15 protein-coding genes are annotated in these 13,210 nt (G+C 33.9%); 9 read left to right on the top strand and 6 right to left on the bottom strand.

Going from position 1 to position 13,210, the window contains the following annotated elements:
- Window positions 1-83 precede the first annotated feature (83 nt).
- The 6 genes from V1468_RS04945 to V1468_RS04920 are packed head-to-tail and all read left to right on the top strand — an operon-like array spanning window position 84 to window position 6,753.
- On the top strand, window positions 84-2,339 hold the full coding sequence (locus tag V1468_RS04945) for a TonB-dependent receptor (RefSeq protein ID WP_331809122.1): 2,256 nt from the start codon (window positions 84-86) through the stop codon (window positions 2,337-2,339).
- 38 nt (window positions 2,340-2,377) lie between these two features.
- On the top strand, window positions 2,378-3,289 hold the full coding sequence (locus V1468_RS04940) for a metal ABC transporter solute-binding protein, Zn/Mn family (protein WP_331809121.1): 912 nt from the start codon (window positions 2,378-2,380) through the stop codon (window positions 3,287-3,289).
- Entirely contained in the window at window positions 3,290-4,024 is a 735-nt protein-coding gene (locus V1468_RS04935) for a metal ABC transporter ATP-binding protein (RefSeq protein ID WP_299095879.1), read from the top strand.
- Window positions 4,025-4,069: 45 nt separating this feature from the next.
- Entirely contained in the window at window positions 4,070-4,450 is a 381-nt protein-coding gene (locus tag V1468_RS04930; RefSeq protein WP_331809120.1) for a four helix bundle protein, read from the top strand.
- 22 nt (window positions 4,451-4,472) lie between these two features.
- On the top strand, window positions 4,473-5,600 hold the full coding sequence (locus tag V1468_RS04925; RefSeq protein WP_331809348.1) for a metal ABC transporter permease: 1,128 nt from the start codon (window positions 4,473-4,475) through the stop codon (window positions 5,598-5,600).
- Window positions 5,593-6,753, top strand: a complete 1,161-nt coding sequence (locus V1468_RS04920; protein WP_331809119.1) for a metal ABC transporter permease — start codon at window positions 5,593-5,595, stop codon at window positions 6,751-6,753. Before V1468_RS04925 ends, V1468_RS04920 begins: the two co-directional genes overlap by 8 nt.
- A 3-nt stretch (window positions 6,754-6,756) precedes the next feature.
- Here V1468_RS04920 and V1468_RS04915 read toward each other — a convergent pair whose 3' ends face one another.
- Genes V1468_RS04915 through V1468_RS04890 form a run of 6 tightly spaced genes read right to left on the bottom strand, consistent with a single transcriptional unit; the run spans window position 6,757 to window position 11,204 of the window.
- A complete protein-coding gene (locus V1468_RS04915) occupies window positions 6,757-7,365 on the bottom strand; it encodes a hypothetical protein (protein WP_278004563.1) in 609 nt (202 codons plus the stop codon).
- A gap of 12 nt (window positions 7,366-7,377) precedes the next feature.
- On the bottom strand, window positions 7,378-9,375 hold the full coding sequence (locus V1468_RS04910; protein WP_331809118.1) for an energy transducer TonB: 1,998 nt from the start codon (window positions 9,373-9,375) through the stop codon (window positions 7,378-7,380).
- 12 nt (window positions 9,376-9,387) lie between these two features.
- Window positions 9,388-9,930 (bottom strand): RNA polymerase sigma factor, encoded by a 543-nt coding sequence (locus tag V1468_RS04905; protein ID WP_278004565.1) that lies wholly within the window; start codon window positions 9,928-9,930, stop codon window positions 9,388-9,390.
- A 50-nt stretch (window positions 9,931-9,980) separates the two neighbouring features.
- The gene (locus V1468_RS04900) at window positions 9,981-10,160 is read right to left on the bottom strand and encodes a hypothetical protein (protein ID WP_331809117.1); all 180 of its coding nucleotides are present in this window, start codon (window positions 10,158-10,160) and stop codon (window positions 9,981-9,983) included.
- Between the two features lie 15 nt (window positions 10,161-10,175).
- On the bottom strand, window positions 10,176-10,391 hold the full coding sequence (locus tag V1468_RS04895; protein WP_331809116.1) for a hypothetical protein: 216 nt from the start codon (window positions 10,389-10,391) through the stop codon (window positions 10,176-10,178).
- An 18-nt stretch (window positions 10,392-10,409) separates the two neighbouring features.
- Window positions 10,410-11,204, bottom strand: coding sequence for a TerB family tellurite resistance protein (locus V1468_RS04890; RefSeq protein WP_331809115.1), 795 nt, complete (start codon window positions 11,202-11,204; stop codon window positions 10,410-10,412).
- A gap of 119 nt (window positions 11,205-11,323) precedes the next feature.
- On the opposite strand from V1468_RS04890, the gene V1468_RS04885 reads away from it, so the two are divergent.
- The 3 genes from V1468_RS04885 to V1468_RS04875 all read left to right on the top strand — a co-directional run bounded on the left by V1468_RS04885 (window position 11,324) and on the right by V1468_RS04875 (window position 13,206).
- The gene (locus V1468_RS04885) at window positions 11,324-11,734 is read left to right on the top strand and encodes a BrxA/BrxB family bacilliredoxin (protein WP_138432420.1); all 411 of its coding nucleotides are present in this window, start codon (window positions 11,324-11,326) and stop codon (window positions 11,732-11,734) included.
- Between the two features lie 82 nt (window positions 11,735-11,816).
- Window positions 11,817-12,557, top strand: coding sequence for a lysophospholipid acyltransferase family protein (locus V1468_RS04880; RefSeq protein WP_299095863.1), 741 nt, complete (start codon window positions 11,817-11,819; stop codon window positions 12,555-12,557).
- On the top strand, window positions 12,550-13,206 hold the full coding sequence (locus V1468_RS04875; protein WP_331809114.1) for an HD domain-containing protein: 657 nt from the start codon (window positions 12,550-12,552) through the stop codon (window positions 13,204-13,206). The genes V1468_RS04880 and V1468_RS04875 overlap by 8 nt, the downstream gene beginning before the upstream one ends.
- Window positions 13,207-13,210: the final 4 nt, after the last annotated feature.

Raw genomic sequence — 13,210 nt, 5'->3', positions numbered from 1 at the left:
ACAAATATAGTAAAGTTATTATTCTTAAATAATTTTTAGACTTATCTAAATTTGTTTTTATATTTGCTAAAAATATAATTTACGTGAGGCGATTAATAGTTTTTTTTCTATTCTCTTTTCTGCAAGTTCTTGCAGCACAGAACACCTACTCTATTTCTGGAAAAGTAACGAGCGAAAATCTGCCGCTACCTTATACTAATGTTATTTTAGATGGCACTACTAAAGGTGCTATTACGGATGAAAATGGAAAATTTATCATCACAAATGTTTCTCAAGGCACATATAATATTGCCGTTTCGTTCACAGGATTTACAACTCAGAAAAAGAAAATAGTAGTTTCTAATAGTGATGTTGTCATTAATTTTGAACTTAACCAAAGTGACGCACTAGATGAAGTAATTGTTACAGGAACACTAAAAGCAGTATCACGTTTAGAAAGTCCTGTACCTGTTGAAGTTTATTCAACAACATTTTTAAAAAAGAACCCAACTCCAAATATTTTTGAAGCATTACAAAATGTTAACGGAGTAAGACCTCAACTAAATTGTAATGTTTGCAATACAGGCGACATTCATATTAATGGTTTAGAAGGACCTTACACCTTGGTAATGATAGACGGAATGCCTATTGTTAGTGGTCTATCAACCGTTTACGGCTTATCTGGTATTCCTAACTCGTTAATCGAACAAGTTGAAATTGTTAAAGGTCCTGCTTCTTCACTTTACGGTAGCGAAGCTGTTGGTGGACTCATAAATATTATTACCAAACTGCCCGAAAATGCACCACGCTTTTTTGCCGATGGCTTTGTAACGGGTTGGGGAGAAGCCAATGTAGATGTTGGTTTTAAGTCTAAAGTTGGCGAAAAAGCCACAGTTCTTTTTGGCGCCAACTATTTCAATTACAGCAATCCTATAGATAACAACAATGATAATTTTACGGATGTTACCTTACAAGATCGTATTTCAATTTTTCAAAAATGGAACTTTGAACGCGCAAACAATCGGAAATTTTCATTAGCAGGTCGCTATTTTTACGAGGATCGTTGGGGCGGAGAAATGCAATGGAATCCTAGCTACAGAGGTGGAGACGAAGTTTATGGAGAAAGCATCTACACGTCTCGATTTGAGCTTTTAGGAAACTACCAACTTCCAATAAAAGAAAAGGTAAACTTTCAATTTTCATACTCAGACCACGACCAAAATTCGGTATATGGTAACACGCCATATTTAGCACAACAACGTATTGGTTTTGGTCAGTTTATTTGGGACAAAAAAGTAAACAAACACGATTTACTTATTGGTACTGCCCTACGCTACAACTATTATAATGATAATACCACAGCTACCGTAAATGCAGATGAAGTTACCATACCTTCTCTATTTATTCAAGATGAAATAAATTTTACCAAAAAGCAAAGCGTATTACTAGGAATGCGATATGATTATGACAGTAGGCACGGAAATATTTTTACACCTCGAATTGCTTACCGTTTTAAGCCTACAGAAGATGATATTATTAGGTTGAATGCTGGTACAGGGTTTAGAGTTGTCAACTTATTTACAGAAGATCATGCTGCATTAACAGGCTCAAGAGAAGTTGTTATAGAAGAGGCTTTAAAACCCGAAGAATCCTATAACATTAATCTCAATTATCTAAAAAAACTCTACCTCAACAACGGAATGATGTTTACGTTTGACACATCTGTTTGGTACACCTATTTTACCAATGCTATTTTACCAGATTACGATACCAACCCAAACCAAATAATCTATGATAATCTTGATGGTCATTCCACTTCAAAAGGGATAAGTTTTAATGCTGATGCTGTATTTGGCAGTGGTATAAAAGCATCTCTTGGCGCTACCTACCAAGATGTATCACAAACCGAAAATGGCACAACCACAAGGCAAATCCTTACAGAACGATTCACTGGAGTTTGGTCGTTTTCATACAAACACTATCCAACAAACTTAACCTTAGATTACACAGGAAATATATATGGACCAATGCGATTGCCATTACTTGGTGAGCTAGATCCAAGACAAGAATATTCGCCAACATGGAGCATCCAAAATATTCAACTGACTTATGATGGTTTTAATAATTTTGAAATCTATGGAGGTGTTAAGAACTTACTCAACTGGACACCTAACAAAGGAAATCCGTTTATAATAGCAAGAGCTGATGATCCATTTGACGAAAATGTACAGTTTGATAATGATGGTAATGTTGTACCAACTGCTAACAATCCGTATGCCTTAACTTTTGATCCTTCGTATGTGTATGGTCCAAACCAAGGCATAAGAGCATTTATTGGATTACGATATAAATTAAATTAATAAATGAATTTTAGTACTTTCACATTAAATTTTAAACCATGAAAAAAGCATACTATCTTATATTACTTATTGCAACATTTTTTAGCTGTAAAAATGACACCAAAACTAACGGTAAGCTAAACGTTGTCACAACAACAACAATGATCACAGATTTGGTAAAAAATATTGGTGGAGATGCTATTAATCTTCAAGGTTTAATGGGTAGTGGAGTCGATCCACATCTATACAAAGCCAGCGAAGGTGATGTTTCTAAACTAACCAATGCAGATATAATATTTTTTAATGGTTTACATCTTGAAGGAAAGTTGGTTGATGTTTTTGAGAAAATGGAAGGTCAAGGCATAAAAACTATTGCCCTCGCCGAAAAAATACATAAAAACGGATTGATTGGATCAGAAAATTTTGCCTCTAGTTACGACCCTCATGTTTGGTTTAATATTGAATATTTTAAAGAATTCACCAAGCAGGTAACCAATGCGCTTTCTGAAGAAGACCCAAAAAACAAGGACCTTTACAAAGCCAATGAAAAAGCTTATCTTTCTGAATTAGATAAACTTGAAGAGGATATAAAAGAAACAGTAAATGCTTTACCTAAAGAAAAAAGAATATTAGTTACTGCTCACGATGCTTTTAATTATTTCGGCAGAACTTATGATTTTAAAGTTGTGGGCTTACAAGGGTTGTCTACTGTAACTGAAGCTGGTGTACAAGATGTACAAAAGTTAGCTTCATTTATAATAGACCATAAAGTCAAAGCTATTTTTGTTGAAAGCTCTGTTCCTAAACGTACTATTGAAGCTCTTCAAAAAGCTGTAGAATCCAAGGATTATGAAGTCATCATTGGTGGCACACTTTATTCTGATGCTTTAGGAAATGCCGGAACTCCTGAAGGTACTTATCTTGGGATGTACAGATATAATATTAAAACGATTGTAAAAGCTCTACTTTAAATGAAAACATTAGCCGTAAAAGTAGATGACCTCACTGTAGCTTACAACTACAAGCCAGTACTTTGGGATATCGATCTAGAAATTCCAGAAGGTGTACTTATGGCTATTGTTGGGCCAAATGGTGCAGGAAAATCGACTCTTATAAAATCTATTTTAGGGATTCTTAAGCCTATTGCTGGCAGTGTAAGCATTTACGGAAAACCTTATGAAAAACAACGCAAACTTGTAGCTTACGTGCCTCAAAAAGGTAGTGTAGACTGGGATTTTCCTACTACAGCTTTAGATGTTGTAATGATGGGAACTTATGGCAGTCTAGGCTGGATAAAACGACCAGGACAGAAAGAAAAAAAAGCAGCGCTTGAAGCCTTAGAAAAAGTTGGAATGCTTCCTTTTAAAAACCGACAAATCAGTCAGCTTTCTGGCGGACAGCAACAACGTATTTTCTTGGCCAGAGCCTTGGTGCAAAACGCATCTATCTATTTTATGGATGAGCCGTTTCAAGGTGTGGATGCTTCAACCGAAATAGCAATTATTAATATTCTAAAAGCCTTACGAAAAGCAGGAAAAACTGTTATTGTGGTGCATCACGATTTACAAACTGTACCAGAATATTTTGATTGGGTTACTTTCTTAAACGTGAAGAAAATTGCCACAGGACCAGTTAAAGACATCTTTAATGATGATAACCTCACTAAAACTTATGGTATTAATTATAAAGTGAGTATACAAGAGTAGTGGTTAGTAGGTAGTCATTAATGGATAGTCTGAAAGCGAATAATTATGAAGAATATTAAATTTCAATTTGAAGATTTAAAGGTTTACAACAAAGCGTTAGACTTTATAGACTTAGTCTATAAAATCGCTGACACATTCCCTAATTCAGAGAAGTTTGGTCTTTCTTCTCAATTTACAAGAGCCTCTGTTTCTATCGCATTAAATATAGCGGAAGGCTCTTCTGATACCGACAAACAATTCAATAGATTTCTGCAAATGGCTTTAGATTCAGTAAATGAGTGCGTTGTTTGTTCTACTATTGCTAAAAGACAAAACTATATTTCAGAAGACATAGAAAATCAACTTAGAGAAAGACTAGTTGAATTATCAAAAATGATTACAAGTCTCCAAAAATACCTCAAAACAAAAATATCCTCTAACGACTAACCTCTAATAACTACATAAAACTATAGACTTAATAGAATACATAGAACTCGTCTTTACAGACTACACACTAAGAACCATAACACTTGGTACTGCCATCCTTGGTGCAGTAACAGGAATGTTGGGAAGTTTTGCTGTGCTTAGAAAGCAGAGTTTACTTGGTGACGCTATTTCTCACGCGGCTTTGCCTGGTATTGCAATTGCGTTTTTAATTACTGGTGCAAAAGACACAAATACATTACTGCTTGGTGCTTTAGTCAGTGGTCTCATCGGTACATTTTGGATTAGAGGCATTGTCACCAAAACGCATTTAAAATCAGACACAGCTTTAGGTCTAATTCTATCCGTCTTTTTTGGCTTTGGAATGCTATTACTCACATTTATTCAAAAGCAACCCAATGCCAACCAAGCTGGTTTGGATAAATACCTTTTTGGCCAAGCTGCAACTTTGGTAGAAAGCGATGTTTGGATGATGGCTATCGTCACAGGAATTTGTCTTATTGTAATGCTAACCTTTTGGAAAGAATTCAAAATATTACTTTTTGATGCTGACTACACCAAAACCCTGGGTTTTAACACTAAAACCATAGATATTCTCATAACCAGTTTCATTGTACTGGCTATTGTACTTGGGCTTCAAACCGTTGGTGTAGTTCTAATGAGCGCTATGCTTTTAGCACCTGCTGCTGCTGCAAGACAATGGACCAACAGTTTGTCTAAAATGGTATTTTTAGCTGCTATTTTTGGTGCATTTTCAGGTGTGTTTGGTACAGCTGTTAGCGCAAGCCAAAACAATTTATCAACTGGCCCTGTAATTGTTATTGTTGCAGGTGTTTTTGTATTGTTTTCTTTTGTTTTTTCGCCTAAAAGAGGACTCTTATTTAAGCAAATTAGATTTGTGAAAAATCGTCGAGATTTAGAACTTCACAAAACCTTGGCGTTTATGTATCACATTGCCGAAACACACGATAATATTTCACATCCGCACACCATAAAAATCTTGAATAACTTTCAAGGATATACAAAAGGTACGCTTCAAAAATTAGTGGATAGAGGTTTTGTAGAACTCGATGGCAATATGTGGCACCTTACGGAAGAAGGTTTTAAAACTGCTTCAAATTTATACAACCAACAAAACGCATCTGATGAATAACGCTCAGTTAGAAATACAATTAATTGCAAGTTTGGTTGCCATTGCCTGTGCCATTCCAGGTACATTTTTAGTACTTAGAAAAATGGCTATGATAAGCGATGCTATAAGTCATTCCATCTTACCAGGAATTGTTATTGGCTTCTTTATTTCGCACGACTTAAATTCGCCATTACTCATTCTATTTGCTGCCTTAACTGGTATAATTACAGTTGTGATTGTTGAGTATATTCAAAAAACAGGATTGGTAAAGGAAGATACTGCCATTGGCTTGGTGTTTCCTATTCTCTTTAGTATTGGTGTTATATTAATTGCTAAAAACGCCAATGATGTGCATATAGACACTGATGCTGTTTTGCTTGGCGAACTCGCTTTTGCGCCTTTTGATAGGTTGATTGTTGGCGGAACTGATATTGGCCCAAAATCACTTTGGATAATTGGCACTATTCTTCTTGTTACTGTCACGCTTCTTATTACCTTTTTTAAGGAACTAAAACTTAGTACTTTTGACAAAGGTCTTGCTGCTTCACTTGGGTTTTCACCTGCCATTATTCACTATGGCTTAATGTCTGTATCTTCTGTAACTACTGTTGGTGCTTTTGATGCTGTTGGTGCTATTTTGGTTGTTGCTTTAATGATTGCACCTGCTGCTGCGGCTTATCTTTTAACTACAGATTTAAAAAAGATGCTGGCCTTGGCTATAGGTTTTGGTGTACTGAGTGCTGTTTTAGGCTATTGGGTTGCACATTGGCTAGATGCTTCAATTGCTGGCTCAATAACTACCGTTTTGGGCTTAGTTTTTCTTATGGTATATCTTTTTGCGCCTTCAAAAGGTATTATTGCTGTGATGTATAGAGAAAGGCAACAGCGCACAGAAGTTTCTTTGCTTACATTTTTGTTGCATTTAAAAAATCACGATGACCTTTCTGAGCGTCACGTAAAACACCTTAACGAGCATATTAATTGGCAAAAAGTACGCTCTAAAACTGTGTTGGATTTAGCTCAAAAAAACAATATGATTGTTATAAAAGACGATATCGTTTCACTTACCGAAAAAGGCGATGCCTTTACCTCTAAAGCTATAGATTACATCATTACCAACGAAGATGCACAGATTGAGGATATGAAAGATGATTTCTTTTTGTTTAGAGGTTAAGTGTTATTCAAACTGCATTTCAAAAATAATGTAATGTTCAAGGTTGAATTTATCTCCCCATTCTTCTGGCGGAATACCTTCTTTTGTTAACTCACAATAAAATAAATAGCCAGGATATTTAGGGTCTTTATAAGGCAAAGTATAAACCAATAACGGAAATGATTTTCCTAATTGAAAATTCGTTTCATTTCCATTAGATAAATCTCTTGCAGAATAGCTATTAGTCTCTGTCGTTTTATATTTTCTATTAATGCTTAAAAGCCCTTTAAATTTAACAAACAACTGCAAACTATCATTACTCACTTTTTCAGTTATAATATTGAAGGAAAGTGTATCTGACTCTATTCTTCTTGGATGATTTTTTAGATTAATAATAGTATCTATTTTTGTTAATTTTTTATTCCAGTATTCTTTTGAAACAAGTGTAAAGGTTTTTCCTTTTAGATTTTTGTTTGAAATATTCACTTTATAAAAATCAATATTCTTCATAAGCAAATAATCTTGAAATTCTTCAGATGCTACTCCGTAATCGATCTTTAGTTTTAGTGAGTCTTGATTTTGAGAAAAGCAAACCGTAAAACTCAATAAGCTTAATAAAAACAATGCTTTCATAGTATATTTTTTTTAGAAATTAGAATTAAGTTTTATGAGCTCCTTTTTCAGTTCGCTTAAAGACACCTCCTTAAAATCAATATCCTGTTTTGAAGTCGCTCTTATTCTTAACTCTTTAAGACCTAAAAATATTTTATCGCCCTTTTTCTTTATACCTAGTAGAATAACCTCTTCGTTAACAGGCACTAAACCAAAATCGTAAAATCCGTTTGATGTTCTACTTGGCAGAATTGAGCTTATCGACTTAAAAATCAGCTTAACATTGGCATCTTCAGCATTACTAATGTTAATGTTATATTTAATCTTACTTTTTCTGCTGTTTATAAAACGGTCGCAATTAATCCAACCAAGGCTCGTGGCTGAAAGTGTATAACGCTCAAGGTCTGATTTGCTAATTTCTGAAATGGATTTTTCTTCAATCTCTTTCTGAACTTCTTTTTTGTTTCCAATGATTAATGCAGAATCTTGTTGAACAATCATTCCAGATGTTCTGGTGACAGGTGTTGAGTTTTCACTACCAAATATTCTATAAGCTATAGGAAAACGGTATTTAACAGCAACATACCTGCTATTTTTTTTGCCAGGAACTACTTTTGGAAACAATTCTAAAACTCTTATTGCTTCTTTAGCAAGCGCATCATACTGAGATCTGGCTTCTATTTTACCGATGTTTCCTCGCCTATCAATTTCAAAGGAAACGTATATATTTTCTTTGGTTGTTAGGTTTAGCCTCTCTCCTATTTCATAATTAAATTTTCTAGCTACAAACTTTGTTATTTCTTCATTAAAACATTGCTTTAATTGTTCATTATCTCCTGGCTCGCAATTAGGATGTCTAGGCATTACATCTAAAAGCTCAAAGTTTGAATAGCTGTCAGTATTCTCATAGTATTCACTAGACAAACTAACTTCTTGTGATGTACTTTTAAATTGACCTGTGATAATCTCTGTAGATTCTGGCAAAATCCAATTCATCACTCCATTAGTTTTCAATCCATTAAAAAGTTGCATATCCTTCTTCCCCTTATTGTTAAACACAATCTCTAATTCTTTGCCTGGTTTTAATTTTAAATTAGAATCGTTCTTTTTGGCTTCTATATATAACATTCCACCTGTTTCTAGAATTTGGTCATCAGATTTTGTACTCAAATCTGCCAAGATTATATCTGAGAGTTTATAATACTCCGTAACTTCTAAGCTAACATTTCCTGTCACCTCTTTTTGGGTTTTAGAATTAATAAAGGCATTGGCAGGTATTGAAATTTCGGTGCCTTCTTTTAAGGTGACTATATAATCTTCACTAGCATTAAAAGATGTTATTTGTGCTTCCTTTTTAATTGAATTGAAAAAGGATTCCGTGTTTTTGGAAACTAGTTTGGTAGCTTTATCAGCCTTACTTTCTTTCTGAACTTTTTGCTGTGCTTTTTCTATCTCAATAAGAAGATTTGGATTGACAAAAATGGTGTCGCTTTCCTTTTTAAAATCATCATTTTCTGGAAATGCTAATTTGAATTCTTCTATCGTGTAACGACCAATTACTTCTTTTATAATGGTATCTTTTACAATTTCAACACCGCCAAAAGCTTTGGTTTTTTCTTCAAGAAGAATCTGCTTTTTATAATATTTAACTGCAATATATTTTGGGATAGAATCTGCTAAAGTTTCATTTACAACTGAGTCCTTAACAATCTCAAAAGAGCTATTGTTATCGCTTTGCTTTTCTTCGCTTTGGGCACTAAAAAACAAACTGTATGCTACTATTGAAATTATAATTAATAGAGCAAATCCACCAATATATTTTAGCCATTTGCTTATGAGATACTTATTCTTCGAGGTTTTTATTTCTTCAAGCAATTCTACACGCTCAATCCCTTTTATAATTGTTTGGTGTTCTTTAAAAATCTCATAGAATGTTACGTCTGTTTTAAGTCTGTTTTCAAAAACCAATCTTTCAGTTTCAGAAAGGCTATTATTTAAATATGCGTTGATTAAATCTATATCTTTTTCCATAGTATTTCCGAATTAAGATTGAACAGTTTTTGTTTGAGTTCTGTAGATGTCTTTTGCCTTTTGTAGGCATTTGTACTTTTGGTTTTTTGCAACTTTTTCGCTTTTAAATCGCATTTGCTCTGCAATAACCTTAAAGGTCATTTTCTTTACATAAAACCATTGTAGTAACTGTTGACATCGTTCTCCTAATTCGCGAAACGCTTTTTCTGCCGACTTGTATTTTTGCTCTTCTAAAACAGCATCAAATATTGAAACTTCTTCACTCTGTAAATTATGTAGTTCTTGTTTGGTGAATTTTCTTTGCGTGTCTTTCCAAACAAATCGAGATACTGAGTAGAGATAGGTGTAAAATGAAGATGTAAGTTTAAAATCTGATTTTTCCAGATTTCTGTTTAGAATGATTAACGCTTCCTGAAAAACATCATTAGCATCTGATTTTGTTCCATTGTTGGACAGGATGAGTTTTTCGATACGTGGATAGAGTTTGTACAACTCCTTAAACGCTTTTTCGCGTTTGCCATTTTTAAACAATGCCATTATTTTGTCGTCGCTCATAAGAGTGGTTTATTTATTAATGGCGTTTTGTTTAAAAGGTCACCTAAAAATTATTTTTTATTCGATAAAGAGTCGTTATCCACCATCTCAATATCTGGCTTTTTATAAGTACTTGGATGCTCTAATATTCCTAAGTTAGAATCTGGATTTTCTTTAGTATTAATAGTCAGCTTTATAATTACATAAGCTAACACAAAAACAAATATTATACTACTGATAAACCAATACATTGCTTAATTTTTGGGTTATTCGTCATCTCTGTTACTTTTTATTTTATTGTAAATTCTTTCAATAAATAGAAAAGCAATTAAAACAACGACAGTAACAAAAGTTAATACTACGAGCTTACTAGAATTTATTATACCTTCATTTTTTAAATCTTCATAAATAGATAAGCCACAAAAGAGCACATATAAAATAAGACCTATTTGAACAGAGACATATTTTTTAATGAAACCCATTACTCGCACTTACTTAGACTACTTAAACCCTCTCTCTTTCTGAATGTGCTCGTAAGCCTCTTGTACTTGTCTAAATTTTTCTTCGGCACCTTCCTGGTGTTCTTTCCCTAAATGACCTACACGATCTGGATGGTATTTTTTAGCCATTTTTCGGTATGCTCTTTTAACCTCTTCATCCGAAACCGACTTGTCAACTTCTAAAATTTTGTAAGCATTATTTGTCATGTCATAGAACATGGCTTTGATACTTTCAAAATCTTTTCTGCTAATGCCTAGATAACCAGACATGGTATAGATTTGCTTTATCTCTACCTCTGCTACATGACCATCTGCCTTTGCGATACCAAATAAAAAATGAAGTAATTGTAAACGCGAAGCATGATCCATCATTTGTTTAATCTGCAAGCATACCTGACGCATAGATATATTTTGCTTAGAAATACGTTTAAATAATTCAAAAGCATGATTGGCTCTCTCCTTACCATACATATTTCTGAATTGCTGACGCACAAAGTCTAGTTCTCTTTGGTCTTGTTTTCCATCTGCTTTTATAATGATTGATGCTAAAATCAATAAACTAACCTCAAAATCTCCAGACTGCGTTTGTGGTTTTTGATCTCTGCGTGTTTGTTTTGGTCGCTGACGATATGGATCGCGATTTCGGTTTCTACCTGTTTGTCGTTCTCCTATTAGAGGTGTTCCGTTGTCAGATAAATTATCTACAAAACTACCTAAAGCTAGTCCTATAATAGCTCCTATTGGTCCTCCAAAAGACCAACCTATTGCTCCTCCTATCCACTTTGCAAAACTCATATATTAACTATAGATTTTATGAATGCATAAATATACTATTAGTTAGTGTATTACTTCTATTAATTGTTACACATTTGGTATCTTTGCACTTTAAAATTGATAATTAAAAAGAATAAGATATGTATCCAGCAGAATTAGTAAAACCAATGCGTGAAGATTTAACAAACGTAGGTTTTGAAGAATTACATACAACAGAAGCCGTAGACCAAGCCATAGCAAAAGAAGGTACAACATTAGTGGTTGTTAATTCGGTTTGTGGATGTGCTGCTGCTAATGCAAGACCAGGTGCTCGTATGAGCCTAGAAAATGCAAAACGTCCTGATAATTTAGTGACTGTTTTTGCCGGTGTTGATAAAGAAGCAACTAACAAAGCTAGAGAGTACATGATACCTTTTCCACCGAGCTCACCAAGTATGGCATTATTCAAAGATGGTGAATTGGTACACATGCTAGAGCGTCACCATATTGAAGGAAGACCTGCGGAATTAATAGCAGAAAACCTTATGGATGCTTACAATGAGCATTGTTAATAAACAAAACACTTTATAACAAAAACCACGAATAGTTTCGTGGTTTTTTTGTGCTTAATAGGCATTGATTTACTTTTGTGTTATGCAAAAAATTTTGGCGTACCCTCTTACTATTTTATATTTTATTTGCTTTGGATTAACCTTGGTAATATTTCATCCTATACAATGGTTTTGCAAAAATGTGTTCGGATACCAAGCTCATAAAATTAGTGTAGATTGGCTTCAGTTTTTTATAATGCGAAGTCTTAATGTACTAGGCACCACATTTTATTTTACTAACCCTTATACTGTAGAAAAGGATACTCCGCTAATTATTGTAGCCAATCACCAAAGCATGTATGATATACCACCATTAATTTGGTATATGCGAAAACATCATGTGAAATTTATTAGTAAAAAAGAACTTGGCAAGGGCATACCGAGCGTATCTTACAATTTAAGACATGGAGGTTCTGTACTTATAAATAGAAAAGACGCATTAGGCTCTATAAAAGCTATTGAGGATTTTGCTCAACGCATTGAAAAAAATAAATGGGCTGCTGTTATTTTTCCTGAAGGTACAAGAAGCCGAGATGGTAAACCAAAAAAGTTTAAAACAAAAGGCTTACTAACAATGATAAAGCATGCTCCAAATGCTTTAATTGTACCCGTTACCATTAACAATTCTTGGAAAACACTTAAATATGGGAAATTTCCAATGGGTTTAGGCGCAAATATTTCTTTTTTAGTTCATAAACCAATACAGGCTAAGCAATACGAAGATAAGCTTGAGTTAATTCGTATTGTTGAAGCCCAAGTTATAAGCAGTATTGATAGTGAATAAAAATAACATAATAGCATCAACGAAACTCTTTGTAAAAAATGAGCTTAAATATGCTGAAGGTGGACACGATTGGTTTCACATCTTAAGAGTATATAATAATGCCAGATTAATTGCAAAAAATGAAAATGTTGACCTTCTGGTAGTAAAACTAGCCGCTTTACTTCATGATATAGCAGATCCTAAATTTAATAATGGAGACGAATCCATTGGCCCAAGAAAGGCAAGTGAATTTTTATTAAGTATAAATGTAGACAGTGTTATTATTGAGCATGTAACTCAAATTATCGAAAACATGTCTTTTAAAAATTCGTTTGATTTAAATACGTCCTTTACCTCCAAAGAAATGGAAGTCGTACAAGATGCAGACAGGTTAGACGCCATTGGAGCTATAGGTATTGCACGCTGTTTTAATTATGGTGGATTTAAAAACAGAGCTCTGTATAATCCTGATATTTCACCAAATCTTAATATGACTAAAGACGAATATAAAGCATCCGAAGCACCAACTATAAACCACTTTTACGAAAAACTTCTTCTTCTTAAAGACCAGATGAACACAAAAACAGGAAAACGTATAGCCTTAAACAGGCATAAGTTTATGGAAGATTATCTAAAACAGTTTTATGCAGAGTGGGAAGGTGAAAAATAAAACC

It is taken from the genome of Winogradskyella poriferorum, from assembly GCF_036553625.1.
GTDB classification, from domain to species: domain Bacteria; phylum Bacteroidota; class Bacteroidia; order Flavobacteriales; family Flavobacteriaceae; genus Winogradskyella; species Winogradskyella poriferorum.
This window is presented reverse-complemented; position numbering and strand designations above follow the sequence as displayed.

Excerpts from the sequence above, each read along its gene's own strand:
- V1468_RS04885 (WP_138432420.1), top strand. The coding sequence starts at position 11,324 with ATGTATCCAGCAGAATTAGTAAAACCAATGCGTGAAGATTTAACAAAC.
- V1468_RS04890 (WP_331809115.1), bottom strand. The coding sequence starts at position 11,204 with ATGAGTTTTGCAAAGTGGATAGGAGGAGCAATAGGTTGGTCTTTTGGA.
- V1468_RS04895 (WP_331809116.1), bottom strand. The coding sequence starts at position 10,391 with ATGGGTTTCATTAAAAAATATGTCTCTGTTCAAATAGGTCTTATTTTA.
- V1468_RS04880 (WP_299095863.1), top strand. The coding sequence starts at position 11,817 with ATGCAAAAAATTTTGGCGTACCCTCTTACTATTTTATATTTTATTTGC.
- V1468_RS04920 (WP_331809119.1), top strand. The coding sequence starts at position 5,593 with ATGAATAACGCTCAGTTAGAAATACAATTAATTGCAAGTTTGGTTGCC.
- V1468_RS04900 (WP_331809117.1), bottom strand. The coding sequence starts at position 10,160 with ATGTATTGGTTTATCAGTAGTATAATATTTGTTTTTGTGTTAGCTTAT.
- V1468_RS04940 (WP_331809121.1), top strand. The coding sequence starts at position 2,378 with ATGAAAAAAGCATACTATCTTATATTACTTATTGCAACATTTTTTAGC.
- V1468_RS04915 (WP_278004563.1), bottom strand. The coding sequence starts at position 7,365 with ATGAAAGCATTGTTTTTATTAAGCTTATTGAGTTTTACGGTTTGCTTT.
- V1468_RS04930 (WP_331809120.1), top strand. The coding sequence starts at position 4,070 with ATGAAGAATATTAAATTTCAATTTGAAGATTTAAAGGTTTACAACAAA.
- V1468_RS04935 (WP_299095879.1), top strand. The coding sequence starts at position 3,290 with ATGAAAACATTAGCCGTAAAAGTAGATGACCTCACTGTAGCTTACAAC.
- V1468_RS04910 (WP_331809118.1), bottom strand. The coding sequence starts at position 9,375 with ATGGAAAAAGATATAGATTTAATCAACGCATATTTAAATAATAGCCTT.
- V1468_RS04905 (WP_278004565.1), bottom strand. The coding sequence starts at position 9,930 with ATGAGCGACGACAAAATAATGGCATTGTTTAAAAATGGCAAACGCGAA.